Here is a 15,476-nt window from a genome sequence, read left to right as displayed (position 1 = left end):
CATGCGCATCGCCATGATAGGCCAAAAGAGAACGGGTTCGCGCGAGGGCGGCGTAGAAGTGGTGGTAGGCGAGCTTGCTCGCCGTATGGCAGACCTTGGTCACCAAGTAACCTGCTACGACCGTATGGGCGAAGGAGCTCCTTCCGAGCCCTACGAGAAGGATGGCTACCGCATCGTTCCCGTAAAGGCTCTGGACATCAAGGGGCTCTCTGCGCTCACGAGCAGCTTTGCCGCAACAAGGGCCGCCATCAAAGACGGGGCAGACGTAATTCACTATCACGCAGAGGGGCCGTGTGTCCCCCTTCGTTTTGCGCGTTCCGCGGACATCAGGACCGTGGCAACGATCCACGGCCTGGACTGGCAGCGTGCAAAATGGGGCGGCTTGGCTTCCAAGTACATCAAGTTCGGCGAGGCGACGGCGGCCAAGTGCGCGGATGCGCTCATCGTGCTTTCCCGGGGCAATCAGGAGTACTTCAAGGAGGCTTACGGCCGCGAGGCTACGCTCATTCCCAACGGCATCACTCCCGAGGCGGATCTTCCCGCGAAGGAGATCTCCGAGCGCTTGGGGCTCACCCAGGGCTCCTATGTCCTCTACCTCGGTCGCATTGTGCCCGAGAAGCGACCGGAACTGTTGGTGGAGGCGTACAAGCAGGTAAAGACGGATAAGCGCCTGGTTATCGCGGGCGACTCCTCCGATACGGACGACTACGCCGTGGCGCTCAAAGAGGCTGCCGCGTCCGACCCCCGCGCGCTCTTTACGGGCCACGTTGAGGGCAACCTGCTCTCCGAGCTGTACTCCAACGCGTATTGCTACGCGCTCCCCTCCGACGTTGAGGGCCTGCCCATGAGCTTGCTGGAGGCCATGTCTCACGGTGCGGCATGCGTTACCTCGGATATTCCCGAGTGCGCGGATGTTCTGCAGGGTTGCGGGCTCACGTTCCCACACGGAGACGCGGGGGCGCTGCGCGACGTGCTTGAAGGCCTGATAGCGGATTCTGCCCAAGCGGAGAGGCTGGGCGCCATGGCACGTGACCGCGCGATTAATGGCTATGACTGGAACAGCGTCGTCCAAAGGACGCTTGCTTTGTATGAGGGTGTTGCGTAATGAAGATCCTTCTTGTAAATAAGTTTCATTGGCGCAAGGGTGGAAGCGAGACGTACTACTTTGCTCTTGCCGATGGTCTTCGCGCTCTTGGGCATGAAGTTGCCTTCTTCAGCATGGAGGATGAGCGTAATGAGCCGACTGAGTGGTCGCGTTACTTTGTAACGAATCGCGACTATAACGGACCGAGCTCTATTGTCGATAAGGCGAAGGCCGCGCAGGCACTTGTGTATTCCAAAGAGGCGCGCGAGAAGTTCGATGCGCTGTGCCGTGAATTCCAGCCCGATGTAATCCATCTCAATCTCACTCATAGGCAGATTACGTTTTCCATCTTGGACGCTCCCTGGCTAAAGCAGCATCCAACGCCGGTTGTGTATACCTCGCACGACTTGATTCTTGCTTGCCCGAGCTATCTTATGCTTGATTCCGAGGGCAACGTTTGCGATTCGTGTCTCGGGGGTCATTTTGGCAATTGCCTTAAGAAGAAGTGCGTAAAGGGTTCGATCGCAAAAAGCGCGTTAGCGGTGGCTGAGGCGGAGTGGCTTAAACGGCACAAAACCTATTCACGTCTCGATCGCATCATCTGCCCGAGTGAGTTCATGCGGAACAAGTTTATTGAAGCGGGGCTTCCCGAGCGTCAGCTTGTCCTCATGCGGAATTTCCTGAATCCCGATTCGATGTCACGGGAAGTTGCCAACCAAAATAATGAAGATCCCTACATGCTGTATCTGGGACGCCTTTCTCGCGAGAAAGGCGTGTTAACGCTCGTGCATGCTTTTGAGAAGGCGGCACCGGTGATCCCTGATTGGCGTCTTGTTATTGCAGGCGATGGCCCTGAATGTGATGCTGTGAAGGTCAAAGTTTCCGCAATGCCAAACGAAATAAGCTCGAGGATTGAGCTGGTTGGATATAAAACCGGTGACGCCCTGCGCGGACTTGTGAATCGAGCCACTCTGGCGGCTGCGCCGTCAGAGTGGCTCGAGAACGCGCCATATGCGGTTCTCGAGGCACTCGCCGCGGGCAAGCCCGTTATCGGTACGAACATGGGCGGAATACCCGAGCTGGTACGTGAGGGTGAAACGGGCTTCCTGGCTGAAGCCCACGATGAGGCAGGACTCGCAGATGCAATCCGTAGGGGTGCGGCGGTGGCCGCCGAACCTGCGGCTTACGCCGCGATGAGCGCGCATTGCCGTTCATTCGTGGCAGAGAACTGTAATCAAGAGAAATACATCCGGAATCTCGTCTCCCTGTATCAAGAACTAATTGACCGGAAGGTGGTGGCCTAACCCATGGCCGAGAAGAAACTCAACGGAACCGTAATCGTAACGTACCGCTGCAACGCGCGCTGCACCATGTGCAACCGCTACAAGGCTCCCAGCCGTCCGGAGGAGGAGCTCTCCCTCGACGTGATCAAGAAGCTCCCGCGCATGTACTTCACCAACATCACCGGTGGCGAGCCCTTCATCAGGACCGACCTTGCGGATATCGTGCGCGAGCTGTACAAGAAGTCCGACCGCATCGTCATCTCCACCAACGGCTTCTTCACCGACCGCATCATCGCCCTTGCCGAGGAATTCCCCCAGGTGGGAATCCGCATCTCCATCGAGGGTCTGCAGCAGACCAACGATGAGATCCGCGGTCTCCAGAACGGCTTCAACCGCGGCTACGAGACGCTCAAGAAGCTCGTGGAAATGAAGCACCCGGACGTGGGCTTTGGCATGACGGTGCAGGATCGCAACGCTGCGGACTTGGTGCCGCTGTACAAGCTTTCCGACGAGCTCGGCATGGAGTTCGCCACCGCCAGCCTGCACAACAGCTTCTACTTTGTCGAGGCGAAGAACATCATCAAGGACCGTCCCATGGTGGCCCAGAACTTCGAGAACCTGGTAAACGAGCTCCTCAAGTCCAACGAGCCCAAGAAGTGGTTCCGCGCGTACTTCAACATGGGCCTCATCAACTACATCTATGGGCAGAAGCGCCTGCTCCCGTGCGATATGGCGTTCGACACGTTCTTCATCGACCCCTACGGCGACGTCATGCCCTGCAACGGCACCAAGGAGAAGCTCGTTATGGGCAACCTTAACGACGAGTCTTGGGATGAGCTGTGGGAGAGCGCCCAGGCCGAGAAAGTGCGCGGCTGCGTGCGCCACTGCGACCGCAACTGCTGGATGATCGGCTCCGTGTCTCCTGCCATGCACAAGTACATCTGGAAACCCGCGTCGTGGGTGCTGGCGCACAAGCTCAAGCCCGGCAAGAAGTTCGACATGCACGAGCTCCCCATCGTGCGCGACTACGAGTCGGGCAAGGTGACGAAGGAGGAGCTGGACGCTCTTTCCACCTGCGACATGCACGCCGCGATCAACGACGGCCTTTCCGACGCAAGCCGAGCCGACGCGCACGTGTACGAGACTGAGGAGGCGCTGTAGTGCAGCCGGGTGGAAAAATCGAATGCAAAAATTCAGAAATAGCGGTTGCTCGATATCAATCGGAGGAAACACGTGAAAGTATCCTGCATAACCAGGCACGCAATCTCTAATTATGGCTCCCTGCTCCAGGCATATGCGACACAACGAGCGGTAGAGAGCTTGGGGCATGAGTTCGAGATTATGGACTATGTACCTGCTTGTGAGGACGTATCCCAGCAGGTGAGGACGCTTCTTTCGACAAAGCCGTCCTGGAACGGGAACCCGTTGAAGAAGTCTGTCTACAGACTTCTGATGGAGCCTGAGACAAGGGTGGCGGGCAAGCGGTTTGCGCGTGAGCGTTCCCAGCTGCTTAAGATGAGCCCTCACTATGCATCCCTGGAGGAGCTGAAGGCTAATCCGCCCAAGGCCGATGTCTATATGACTGGAAGCGATCAGGTGTGGGGTCCCATCAGCTCGGGCGCATACGACCTGTCATACGCGCTTGAGTTTGCTCCCGAGGGCTCAAGGCGCATCTCATATGCGGCAAGCTTTGGTAAGAAGAATATCCCGGATAGCGTGCGCCCCAGGTTTCTCGAGGACCTTCGAGCATATGAGGCCGTGTTCGTACGCGAGGATGCCGCGCGCGAGCAGCTTGCCTCGTGGGGCATAGAGGCCGGACAGGTTGTCGATCCCACGCTGCTGCTTGATGGCGAGGCGTGGAGAAGGATGGCGGCACCTGCTCCGAAGGGCGAATACATCCTCGTCTACCAGATTCACAGCGACCCGACGGTGGGGCAGTACGCCGTGAAGGTTGCCAAAAAGCTTGGCTTGCCCCTGATACGGATCTCCGCAAGCCTGCACCAGGCCTCACGCGAGGGCAAGTTCAAGTGGCTGCCGACGCTTGCTGAGTTTCTCTCGTATGTCGACAACGCAGCATGCCTAGTCACGGACTCGTTCCACGGTACGGCTTTTGCCATAAATCTCAATACGCCGCTGGTAGAAGTGCTGCCCAAGAACGGAACCTCGAGCAGGAACGTGAGTATTCTGCGACTCACGGACCTCACGGACAGAGTGCTTCAGAATCTAGATGATGTCGAGTTAGCATCCAAGCAGATTGACTTTGGTCGGGTCAACGATGTGATGGGTGCGGAGAGGGAGAAGTCCCTAGCGCAGCTCAAGAGCATGATTGAGGAGTAGGGCATTGTCAAACGTTGGCACTAGGACGGTATGCAAGAAGGATATGTGCGCTGGCTGTATGGCCTGCGTCGATTCATGCCGACATGGAGCGATTGCCATTGAGGATACGATTGAGGCGTATAACGCCCGTATTGATCCTACAAGGTGCGTGGGATGTGGACTGTGCGAGAAAACGTGTCCCCAGATGGTATCCCCATCTTCGTTGCGTCCTCTCGAGTGGCTACAGGGGTGGGCGAAAGATACATCGCTCAGAATGTCATCTTCGTCCGGGGGTCTGGCTACGGCCATCTCGGAGGCGTTTGTGGCGTCAAATGGATTAGTGTGTTCATGTGCACAGGAGGGCGGTGAGTTCCGGTTCCACCTCACTTCTGATGCGGATTACTTGAGGAGGGCCCAAGGCTCCAAATACGTCAAAAGCAATCCGCTTGGTGCGTACCGCGAGGTTAGGGAGGCCCTGCAAGGTGGTCAAAGGGTTCTCTTTATCGGTCTTCCTTGTCAGGTTGCTGCGATGCGTAACTTCGTTGGAAGCCGTTTAGCCGATTCCCTTTACACCATCGACCTTATCTGTCATGGTTCACCGTCCCCCAAGGTCCTGAGCCGATTCTTGGAAGAGACAGGTAACAACCTGTCTAATGAGCTGAAACTGGACTTTCGAAAGAAAGTCCAGTTTCAGCTCCGCTATCGCGGAGCTGAAACTGTGGGTAGGACGGGTGTCCGCGATCGCTACTCGATTGCTTTCCTCTCGGGTTTACCGTATACGGAAGGCTGCTACTCCTGCCGCTACGCCAAGGGTGATCGTGTCTCCGATATTACGCTTGGCGATTCATGGGGTAGCGAGCTTTCTGATGAGGTCGCGAACGGGATATCCCTCGCACTTGTGCAGACAGACAAGGGTCGAGAACTGTTAGAAATGACGGACCTTGAGCTTTTGCCGGTTGATCCTGGTCTAGCTGTGGCCAACAATGAACAGCTTCAACGTCCTTCGACGAAGCCTATAGAAAGAAATACCTTTATGGACGGCTTTCGTAACGGGGTACGGGTTAACCGACTCGTTCTCAGGGCGAGGCCAAAAGACTGCGCCAAGTACTTGGTCAAGGATATACTGCTTGCACTGGGTTTGCTCAGGGGTTAACACATCGAGAGCGTTTGCTTTAGGCATTAATGATAAGGTAATCCATATGTTGAGTAATTCCAAGGTGCCAAAGTGCGTCGTATTAATGGCGTCATACAACGGCATCCCATTTATTTCAGAACAAATTGACAGCATTCTCTCGCAGGCTGAAGTTGACGTACGTCTTTTTGTCCGTGATGACGGGTCATCTGATGGTACTCGTGATCTTCTGCAGCGCTATGCAGATGAGGGCAGTCTGACTTTGTTAACAGGAGAAAACCTAGGACCTGCTTTAGGGTTTTTGACGTTGTTGCGGAATGCTCCCGAAGCTGATTACTATGCGTTTTCCGACCAAGATGATATTTGGGATAGCGATAAACTGATAACTGCGATTAAACAGCTTAAGAAGCAGGAGAATTTGGCTCTTTATCATTGCAATTCAAGACTTGTAGATTCAGCTGGTAATGAGATGGGCCGGTTAACCTATGGGCAACAAAGGTGCATATCTTATCGAGATAACGACCCTCTCAACCAGCTTTGCATTTGGTCACCTATGGGATGTACGCAAGTATTTGATAGGCGTATTTGGGAAGTTGTTTGCTTGCATGAGCTGCCCCATCCCGTCATCATGCATGATAAGCTGATAGCTAATCTATGCGTACTGCTGGGTTATCGGATTGTTTTCGATGCTTCTCCTCATATGGGATATCGCCAGCATGGTCGTAATGTGGTCGGTGTGAGTACTGATTTACCATCTAAAGTGATTGAGAAAATCAATAGTTTTTGTCATCCGCGAGAGATTACTCTTGCAAAGCAAGTTACTGGACTTCTTTCAACTTATTCCGACTGCATTCTTCCTCCAGAGCGTGCTCTTGGAGAGTTGGTATCGAAAATGGACGCTTCTTTCATGGCTAGGTGCAGGGTTTCTTTCTCTTCGAGGCTGAATTTCGGCAGTCTACAAGAGGGCCTTTTCAATAGATCTCTCCTCTTGTTTGGGAAGCGATGATATGAGTAAAAGCATCCCCAAACCGCACAATAGTGGGTACGTCCTAGCGCTTGCCTTTTGCGACTATCTCAAGGACAAGACCGGCACCCCAAAGGCTATTATGGCGAGTCAGCAGGCCATGGCGTCGCACGGCATAAGTTACGTCTATCTCCACTCGGTTAAGAAGACCCTGTTCAGGGACGACCAGATGCTATTTTGCGAATTCGGGGTTACGGTCGACGGGGTGGAGGCTGGTGTTTTCAGTATTGCCCAGGTGTGCGAGGCCCTTTGCAGCTGGCAAAAAAGCGGCTTCAGCCTTCTTGAGCTTCATATCCACCACCTTCTGTACGTGAGCCTTGAGAAAGTCTCCGAACTGCTAAAAGTTACAGGCAAAACACCGGTCAGGGCCTTTCTCCACGACTATTACCTGTGTTGTACAAGCTATAACCTCCAAAATAGGAGCGGCTTTTGTGACAGCTCAAGGCTCGGCGACGCTCCCTGCGAGAAATGCCCCCACTTCAGTAACAGCCTTCGTGTGGAGTCGAAGATCCAAGGGCTGTTTGACTCCATCAAAAATCTCCGTTTTGTTGCACCTTCGACCTATACGAAGAATCGGTTTCTCTCATTCAGGCCCCAATACGAGGGCCTTGTTGATGTAATACCGCACCAAAAGCTGCTTGGAGAGTATCTGGGCAACAGACGTCCTCTGAACGCAGGGGAGCGCATCAGGGTTGCCTTTCTGGGGATGCCGAGGAAGACAAAGGGCTGGGAGACCTGGCTTCGCCTCGTATCTGCGGTCGATGAACAAGAGTACGAGTTCTTCGTCTTCAACAGCTCGAACGATATGTATCCAGGGATGAACAAGCGGTTTGTCGAATTTGATGAGAAGCACCCAAATGCCATGACCGACTCTCTCAGGGAGTGCGAGATTGCCATCGTTGTCATGTGGCCATCTTGTCCAGAGACCTATAGCTACACCTGTATGGAATCTTACTCCGCAAACGCTTATACGATTTCGAGTGCATGTGCAGGCAATGTCGCCGACTTTGTCGTTGAGCATGGGTCCGGTTTGGTGCTGAATAACGAGGAGGAGCTAATCGGGCTGTTTAGGGATAAGAGCCGGCTTATCAGGGAGGTCAATCGTTTCAGGAGCGGAAAGCCTGGTCCGCTCGATCTTGTCGATTCAGATGAGATCGTAGACCTGCTTCCATGCTCCTCGGTAGGTCTCAACACGGGAGTTCACATGCACACGAGGCTGATTGAACGTGTGCTGCTGGAGGTACTCAATGCAAGATCATAGGCATGCGAGGCTCGTTATAAATAAAGCGGAGGAGCGGGCTGGTCGAAGAGGTCGTTGGTATCTCCCTAATAAGCAAGGCGTTCTAACCGTTTGCATGGGTGACCTGGCGGATGCGACGATCGTTATAGGTATCTTGGCGCAGGTTTTCTTCCTTGAGTACTATGGTCTGGGGCGATACCTCAACTGGGTAATTACCGGCATGATTTGCGTGAGGGCGCTCTTCTCCGGATGGAAATATAGCGGTAGAGCGCTACTACTTGGGCTGATTACCGTTGCAGGGTGGCTGTCTGGTGCCCTCTTGGGTGGCAATATGGAAACGTTTAGGGCGAATATTTTGCTGCTCCTCTACCCGTTTGTCTATACGCTTTACTTCTTTCTTTTGGTCACTAACAAGAGGGATTTTCTTCTTGGACTCTTTGATGCAGGTTTTCCGGTCTTCAACGCCATATTGCTTCTCAATATGGCGATCATGTTTATCCAGTACTCTACCCATGGGATGATCGCTGCGACAACGAACGACATCAGTTACTTCGAGGACAATATCTCCGGCCTGTTCTCTTATGCGTCCGTCCATGCGGTGGCCCTTTACACTTCATTCGTCGTGCTCTACAACTTCGTCTGGATTAGGAGGCTTCGGGGTCCTCTCTGGCCATCCCTTGCCATCGCTTACAACGTCTGCCTTATCGTCCTGTCCTTCTATCTTGCGACACTCAACGATAATAAGGCGCTCTTCATAATCCTTCCTCTCGTTTTAGTGATGTTCTGGCTTATTTCAGTCATGAGAGGAGAAGCGGATGTTTCGGGTCCCTTCTTTTGGCTTGTCGCCTTGTATTTTATCCTGACAATTGCATACGCCTTGGTGCCTGCGTTCCAGATCCTCGTGGATACGCAAGTGTTTGGTCTGTTCGATATGGTTGGCAGTTCAGCTTCCGTCGGTACTGCTGCCGACGGCAGTAACGAGAGGATTGCTATCATCGGCTTCGCTCTCTTGAGACCGGCTACATGGAGTCTCGGAGAGGGTCTTGGAGCCTCAAGCTTCTACGCGTCCGGGTTCATGTCGTTTAACCACTTTGGTCAAGCGGATATGGGGTCTTTCTTGATTCTCATGGGGGTTTGGGAGACGGCAGCGTATGTAGCGTTTTTCCACTCCGTGGTTAGTGAGTTTATGGAGCAGGAAAAAGGATCTAATGGCCGGATTGTTCGTTTGCTCCTTTTGCTAACAATTCTTATTACCTTTCTGTATACGCAGTGCTTTACAAGGGTGAACTGCTGCTTGTGCCTACTGCTGCTCTGTGGAGCGCTGGCTTGGTCGTGGAATTCCTCGGCTGCAGACTATTTGATTATTGATAGAGACGAAGAACAGGTTTGAACATGAAAATAGGCATTTCCACATTTACGCATGGGGACAACTATGGGCAGAGGCTCCAGAACCTTGCTGTCCAAGAAACTCTCAAACTCTCGGGTGCAGATGTCCTTACGTTCAGACAGAAGGACTCGAGATCTGCCAAATACAAGCTCAAGTCTTTGGCTTCGCTCATTCCAAAGGGGCTTGCCGTTGCCCACATCCAGAGGCATCGTTCGTTTGAGGATTTCAATTCCCGTAACATTTCCTTTAGCCGGGAGGTTATATCTGATTCCAACCCTCCACGTGACATTAAATCCTATGACTTTTTCGTTGCTGGGAGCGACCAAGTTTGGTCTCCGTATTCCCCTGACGCTAACTCCACTATGTTTCTCACGTTTTCGCCAAGAGAAAAGCGCATTGCTTTTTCGCCAAGCTTGGCAGCTCCGACGATTCCCGAGGAGAAGCGTGAGCTGTTCCACGGCTATTTCGACGGGTTTGATAGGCTGTCCGTTCGTGAGCAGAAGAGCGCCGAGCTTATAAACAGTCTGTACGGCTTAAAGGCCGAGGTGTTGATTGACCCAACACTGATGTTTGACGGCTCCTGGTGGGAAAGGTATGAAAAAGAGCCGCACTGCGGGCTTCCAAATGATTATGTATTGACGTACTTCCTCGGGAGTGCAGCTTACGAAGAGAGGGTTGCCGAAATCTGTGATTCACTTAGCTGCAAGAGGGTCGATTTACTAGGGGATGCGCGCTACTACGCCCTCGGGCCTTCAGAGTTCCTCTATGCCGTCCGTCACGCAAAGCTTGTAGCGACAGATTCATATCACGGATCAATTTTCTCGATCTTGTTCGGGAAGCCGCTGATTTATTGCCCTCGTGAGTCCACTGGTCCAGACATGAGCAGCCGATTCGACACGCTAGCCAGCGAGCTGGGTGTTTCTTTCGTTGAGCGGTCAATTCTTTCCGTATGTAATTCGGAACTGCTCGAGAGTGACTATTCAAAGGCGTATGACAGGTTGGCAGCTCAGAGGAAGATCGTTGTTGAATTCCTCGATAGATGTGGATTGAGCATTCCCTCGGAGGCCGCCCGTGGCTAGCCAGCGTAAGGCGGGCGCCCTCCTCGGCTACGCCAACATCCTCGCAAAGAACCTCGTCAACCTCGTCTACACGCCGATGCTACTGTCCTACGTGGGGCAGGCGGACTACGGCGTCTTCCAGAGCTCGAACTCCTTTGTCTTCTCGCTGACGCTCCTGTCCTTCGGCTTCTCCGAGGCCTACGTGCGCTTCTACACGCAGACGGTGGCGCACGGCGGCGAGCGCGACATCCGGCACCTGAACGGCATGTACCTCACGCTTTACGTCGCCGTCACAGCCGCGGCGGTCGCCCTCGGCATGGGCTTCTCCGCAAACGCCGGCGCGGTGTTCTCGGCCGGGTTCACCGAGGCGCAGGTCTCGCTCGCCCGGGAGCTGCTCGCCATCATGACGCTCAACGTCGCCTCGACGTTGTTCACCGTCGTGTTCAATTCCTACATCACGGCGCACGAGCGCTTCGTCTACCAGCAGACCAGGCAGCTCGTCACCACGCTTGCGACGCCGCTGTGCGCCTGGGCCCTGCTGGCCGCCGGTATGGGGCCCGTGGGCGTTGCCCTAGCACAGCTCGCGGTGAACCTCGTCCTGCTCGCCCTCAACGCGCGCTACGCCATCGTCGTGCTGGGCATGCGCTTCGAGCTCAGGGGTGCCGACTGGGGCGTCATGCGCGGCATCGCCGCCTTCAGTGCCTGGATCTTCGGTAACCAGGTCTGCGAGATGGTCAATCAGAGCGTGCCCAACATCATGCTGGGGGCCATCTCGGGCGCGACTGCGGTATCTCTGTTCGCGGTGGCCGTGAACATCCGCCAGGTCTTCTACTCGCTCTCCACCACGATGTCGAACGTCTTCATTCCGAAGGTCAACCGCATCGTCGCCACCTCGGACGACAACGCCGAGCTCACTCGCCTTATGACGCGCGTGGGCCGCTACCAGATGGTACTGTTTTGCTGGGTGTACGGAGGTTTCGCTATTCTCGGGAAGTTTTTCGTGACGAGGTGGGCGGGCCCGGGCTTCGCCGAAGCCTACTGGCTCGTGCTCGCCATGACGCTACCCGTCATGGTGCCCCTCTGTCAGAACGTCGGCATCGAGATCCAGAGGGCCAAGAACATGCACCACGCCAGGAGTCTCGTCTACCTTGCGATGGCGGTCGGGAACGTTGCCTTCACCGCCGCGGCCGCCCCGGCGCTGGGGCCGTGGGCCCCCGCGATCGCCTATGTCGTCAGCATCGTGCTCGGCAACGGACTGTGGATGAACTGGTACTACCAGAAGCGGGTCGGTCTCGACATGCTCTTTTTCTGGAAGCGGAACCTGCCGGTGCTGCTCGCCTGGGCTGCCGTCACCGTCGCCTGCCTCGCTGGCACGACGGTCCTGCCCGTCAACGGATGGCCCGCGTTCCTCGAGTGGGGCGCCGTTTACAGCGCGCTTTTCGCCATAGCCCTTTGGCTCGCCGTCCTAACGAAGGACGAACGTATCGCGGTCGTCTCTCGTCTCCCGTTCCTTAGATAGGGTCCATCATGAATGATTCCGAGAAATCCCCGAGGGTCGTCTCGCTTGGCGACCGTTGCTGCGGCTGCGGCGCGTGCGCTGCCCGCTGCCCCAAGTCATGCATCTCCATGGAACCCGATGATTGTGGCTTCCTACACCCCACCGTCGACGCCTCCGGGTGCGTAGGCTGCGGGGCGTGCGACGCCGTATGCCCGGCGCTCAACGCCCCTGGGGAGGACGGGTGCGAGTTCGCCCTCTGGGCGAAGGCTCATGACGTCGGCTTGCTCGATAGATCGTCGTCGGGCGGCGTGTTCGGTCTACTCGCCGGTGACGCTCTCTCGCGCGGCGGTGTTGTGGCGGGCGCAGCGTGGACGGACGGTTGCCGCGAGCTTCGTCACGTGCTCGTGGAGGACAGGCCGGCGCTCGGCGCCGTTATGCGCTCGAAATACGTTCAGAGCGCGGTTGGCCGCGGCGTCTTCGAGGGCGTCCGCGCTGCCCTGCGTGAAGGCAGGCCGGCGCTCTTTGCCGGTACTGCATGCCAGGTGGCTGGCATGCGCTCATACCTGGGGAAACTCGCCGACTCTGACCTCTTCCTCGGCGTCGACGTCATCTGCCACGGTGTTCCGTCTCCAGAGCTCTGGTCGCGCTGGGTCGACTACCGTGGTGAGGCCTTCGGGTCGGACGTCTGCGACGTCAATATGCGGAGTAAGACAACCGGATGGTTGTCTTTCTCCGCTATGTACAAGCACATAGCGGAGAAAGACAACACCGGGGACACCGAGTCCCAGATATTCGGCAAAGACTGGTACATGAAAGCGTTTCTGGCCAATGCGAGCCTTCGTTCGTCCTGTCTGGCATGTCCAGCAAAGCGCTCCAGCGGCGCCGATATCACGCTCGGTGATTTCTGGGGGTTCCAGAATACCCATCCCGAGGTCGACAACTCCAAGGGCGTATCTGCCGTCCTATGCAATACCGAGAAGGGCGTGCGGGCATTCGAGGCTATTTCTGGGCTTACTGCAAACGGTCCGGCGACGCTTGATGGGGTAATCGCGGGCAACCCTAGCCTCGTCCATTCTGTCACGCCTTATCCAAAGCGCGACGAGTTCTTGAACGACGTGTCTGCCGGGCTTTCCATCCCAGATCTCATGGACAAGTGGGATTTCCGTCCCACTCTCTGGCAGCGTGTCCGCGGCAAGCTTGGTGGTATTAAACGACGACTAAAGAGACTCGTTGGAAGGAGAGCCTAGATGGCCAAGGATCGCTACCTTCAAGCTCTTCGTGGGCTTGCGATTTCCGCAGTGGTGCTTATCCACTGTCTTCCTCAATGTGCCGCGTCGGTCGCCATTCGCCCATTCCTCAACTTTTCTGTTGCGTTGTTCTTGTTTTTATCCGGTGTTCTTACCGACGAGCGCAAATTTAATGCGGGGGGGTCTTCGACGCCGCATTAGCAAGGTTGCCGGACCTTATGCGTTCTGGAGCGTTATCTATCTTGCGGCGTTTCCCGCCCTTCATGGGCGTCTGGGTTTCTGGCGTTCGCCGTGGGCTCCGTATCGGCTCAGATGTACTATCTATTGGTCCATTCACAGCTTGTGCTGCTTACTCCGGTACTGTTCAGGCTCCTTTCACGGTATAGGTTCTTTGTCTATTGTGTGACACCGGCTTGCTTGCTTCTAAGGGAGCTCGCTGCCGTTGCCGGTATCGCATTGCCTCTAATACAGGTTTTCTGCCCCATGTGGCTCATCTTTTATGTTTTCGGTCTCGACTGGAGGCGTTGGGCTGCGCTCATTGAAGGACGAACCACTCAGCTTGTTGCAGTGCTCTTTATATTTTTAATAATTCAGGAGGTCGCAGGCTTCTGGTGGTATTTGACTGGCGATTTCAATATGGCCACAACTCAGCTTAAGCTCGGTTCTGCCGCGACCTCTTTAGCTGTGATCGCGCTTCTTATGGCGGTTCCGGGATCATTCAAGTCGCGATTATCTTCTACTTTGCTTGTTGACCTTGGGAACGCCTCTTTTGGAATCTACCTCTGCCATATACTTGTTCTCAAGGCCGTTTGGAAACTGCTTGGATTATTCGTCATTCCACTTGGTGTTTCGACATTTGCTGTTTGGGCGCTAACTCTTGCCGGATCTTATTCGCTTGTATCACTTTGCGGTCGTTATTTGCCCGAACGAATTCACATCATTGTGGGATTATAAATTGATTTTCGATACTGGCGCTTTTCATAGCGTTAAAGCAAAGTGAGTCCATTACCAACATTTGGCACGCGATCATCGGTGAAGATACCGGACTTCCTGTTTTCGAACGAGAAGATGACTTTTTACTCAAAATGGCTGATTGGATTAACCAACCTGAAATAACCGGAATCAATCTCCCTTGGTCGAGCATTGAAAAATGGAAGGGGCAATTCAGGTAGCCATATTCCGCAGTCATTACCTTGCCTATTTCGTTAAGAATGAGGGGGTTTAGCAAAATAGGATACCCAAGTCTTATTTATCACTCGATCTAAAGCGCATTTCGATTGTAGAGGACAGATTAAATGAAAGGCATCATCCTCGCGGGCGGGTCCGGCACGCGACTGTACCCGCTCACTCTCGTGACCTCCAAGCAGCTGCTGCCGGTCTACGACAAGCCCATGATCTACTACCCGCTGTCCACGCTCATGCTGGCGGGCATCAAGGACATCCTGGTCATCTCCACGCCGACCGACCTGCCCAACTTCCAGCGCCTGCTGGGCGACGGCTCGCGCTTCGGCGTGAACCTCTCCTACGCCGAGCAGCCCTCGCCGGACGGCCTGGCGCAGGCCTTCACCATCGGCGAGGAGTTCATCGGCGGCGAGCCCTGCGCGCTCGTGCTGGGCGACAACATCTTCTACGGCAACGGCCTGTCGCGCCACCTGACGCGCGCCGTCCAGAACGCCGAGTCGGGCCGCGCCACGGTCTTCGGCTACCACGTGGACGACCCCGAGCGCTTCGGCGTCGTGGAGTTCGACGGCGAGGGGAGGGCTGTCTCCATCGAGGAGAAGCCCGCCGAGCCCAAGAGCTCCTACGCCGTCACCGGCCTGTACTTCTACCCGGGCGACGTGTCCTCCCGCGCCGCCGAGGTGAAGCCCTCCGCACGCGGCGAGCTGGAGATCACCACGCTCAACCAGATGTATCTGGAGGAGGGGACGCTCTCCGTGGTGACCCTCGGCCGCGGCTACGCGTGGCTGGACACCGGCACCATGGAGTCGCTCCACGAGGCGGCGGAGTTCGTCCGCGCCGTCGAGCACTCCCAGGACCTACCGGTCTCGGTCCCCGAGGAGATCGCCTGGGAGAACGGCTGGATCACGACCGCCGAGCTGGAGGAGGCGGCCGCGGCCTACGGCAAGTCGGTCTACGGCCAGCACCTGAAGAAGGTCGCCGCCGGCGAGATCGTCAACAGCCCGCGCGAGTACTAAACGATTCAATGG

Annotated in this window: 14 protein-coding genes; all 14 read left to right on the top strand. The window is 55.6% G+C overall.

All coding sequences use genetic code 11. The annotated features are described in order from the left end of the window. The first annotated feature begins 1 nt into the window (after position 1). The 14 genes from ACRX4W_RS02645 (at position 2) to rfbA (ending at position 15,464) form a co-directional block, all read left to right on the top strand. The gene (locus ACRX4W_RS02645; protein ID WP_035138271.1) at positions 2 to 1,105 is read left to right on the top strand and encodes a glycosyltransferase family 4 protein; all 1,104 of its coding nucleotides are present in this window, start codon (positions 2 to 4) and stop codon (positions 1,103 to 1,105) included. Continuing rightward, positions 1,105 to 2,388, top strand: coding sequence for a glycosyltransferase family 4 protein (locus ACRX4W_RS02640; RefSeq protein ID WP_117786266.1), 1,284 nt, complete (start codon positions 1,105 to 1,107; stop codon positions 2,386 to 2,388). The genes ACRX4W_RS02645 and ACRX4W_RS02640 overlap by 1 nt, the downstream gene beginning before the upstream one ends. Positions 2,389 to 2,391: 3 nt before the next feature. Next, entirely contained in the window at positions 2,392 to 3,528 is a 1,137-nt protein-coding gene (locus tag ACRX4W_RS02635) for a radical SAM protein (RefSeq protein WP_432299041.1), read from the top strand. Between the two features lie 72 nt (positions 3,529 to 3,600). Further along, positions 3,601 to 4,704 (top strand): polysaccharide pyruvyl transferase family protein, encoded by a 1,104-nt coding sequence (locus ACRX4W_RS02630; RefSeq protein ID WP_199575516.1) that lies wholly within the window; start codon positions 3,601 to 3,603, stop codon positions 4,702 to 4,704. A gap of 43 nt (positions 4,705 to 4,747) precedes the next feature. Continuing rightward, complete coding sequence (locus ACRX4W_RS02625; protein ID WP_432299057.1) at positions 4,748 to 5,836, top strand: Coenzyme F420 hydrogenase/dehydrogenase, beta subunit C-terminal domain; 1,089 nt, start codon at positions 4,748 to 4,750, stop codon at positions 5,834 to 5,836. Between the two features lie 46 nt (positions 5,837 to 5,882). Further along, positions 5,883 to 6,821, top strand: a complete 939-nt coding sequence (locus tag ACRX4W_RS02620; RefSeq protein WP_432299040.1) for a glycosyltransferase family 2 protein — start codon at positions 5,883 to 5,885, stop codon at positions 6,819 to 6,821. 1 nt (position 6,822) lies between these two features. After that, entirely contained in the window at positions 6,823 to 8,100 is a 1,278-nt protein-coding gene (locus ACRX4W_RS02615) for a glycosyltransferase family protein (RefSeq protein WP_055287332.1), read from the top strand. A gap of 94 nt (positions 8,101 to 8,194) precedes the next feature. Beyond that, the gene (locus ACRX4W_RS02610; RefSeq protein ID WP_117786263.1) at positions 8,195 to 9,469 is read left to right on the top strand and encodes a hypothetical protein; all 1,275 of its coding nucleotides are present in this window, start codon (positions 8,195 to 8,197) and stop codon (positions 9,467 to 9,469) included. 2 nt (positions 9,470 to 9,471) lie between these two features. Continuing rightward, positions 9,472 to 10,545, top strand: coding sequence for a polysaccharide pyruvyl transferase family protein (locus tag ACRX4W_RS02605; RefSeq protein WP_117774364.1), 1,074 nt, complete (start codon positions 9,472 to 9,474; stop codon positions 10,543 to 10,545). Next, the gene (locus tag ACRX4W_RS02600; RefSeq protein ID WP_432299039.1) at positions 10,538 to 12,043 is read left to right on the top strand and encodes a lipopolysaccharide biosynthesis protein; all 1,506 of its coding nucleotides are present in this window, start codon (positions 10,538 to 10,540) and stop codon (positions 12,041 to 12,043) included. Before ACRX4W_RS02605 ends, ACRX4W_RS02600 begins: the two co-directional genes overlap by 8 nt. Positions 12,044 to 12,051: 8 nt before the next feature. Beyond that, positions 12,052 to 13,269: a Coenzyme F420 hydrogenase/dehydrogenase, beta subunit C-terminal domain gene (locus ACRX4W_RS02595; RefSeq protein WP_118225747.1), complete on the top strand. Its 1,218-nt coding sequence runs from the start codon at positions 12,052 to 12,054 to the stop codon at positions 13,267 to 13,269. Next, a complete protein-coding gene (locus tag ACRX4W_RS02590) occupies positions 13,270 to 13,470 on the top strand; it encodes a hypothetical protein (RefSeq protein ID WP_055287323.1) in 201 nt (66 codons plus the stop codon). Positions 13,471 to 13,494: 24 nt separating this feature from the next. Beyond that, positions 13,495 to 14,223, top strand: coding sequence for an acyltransferase family protein (locus tag ACRX4W_RS02585; protein ID WP_334203753.1), 729 nt, complete (start codon positions 13,495 to 13,497; stop codon positions 14,221 to 14,223). Positions 14,224 to 14,564: 341 nt separating this feature from the next. Continuing rightward, complete coding sequence (rfbA, locus tag ACRX4W_RS02580) at positions 14,565 to 15,464, top strand: glucose-1-phosphate thymidylyltransferase RfbA (RefSeq protein ID WP_432299038.1); 900 nt, start codon at positions 14,565 to 14,567, stop codon at positions 15,462 to 15,464. Positions 15,465 to 15,476 lie beyond the last annotated feature (12 nt).

Origin of the sequence: Collinsella aerofaciens (genome assembly GCF_964283865.1) — a bacterium.
In the GTDB taxonomy this organism is placed as follows: domain Bacteria; phylum Actinomycetota; class Coriobacteriia; order Coriobacteriales; family Coriobacteriaceae; genus Collinsella.
This window is presented reverse-complemented; position numbering and strand designations above follow the sequence as displayed.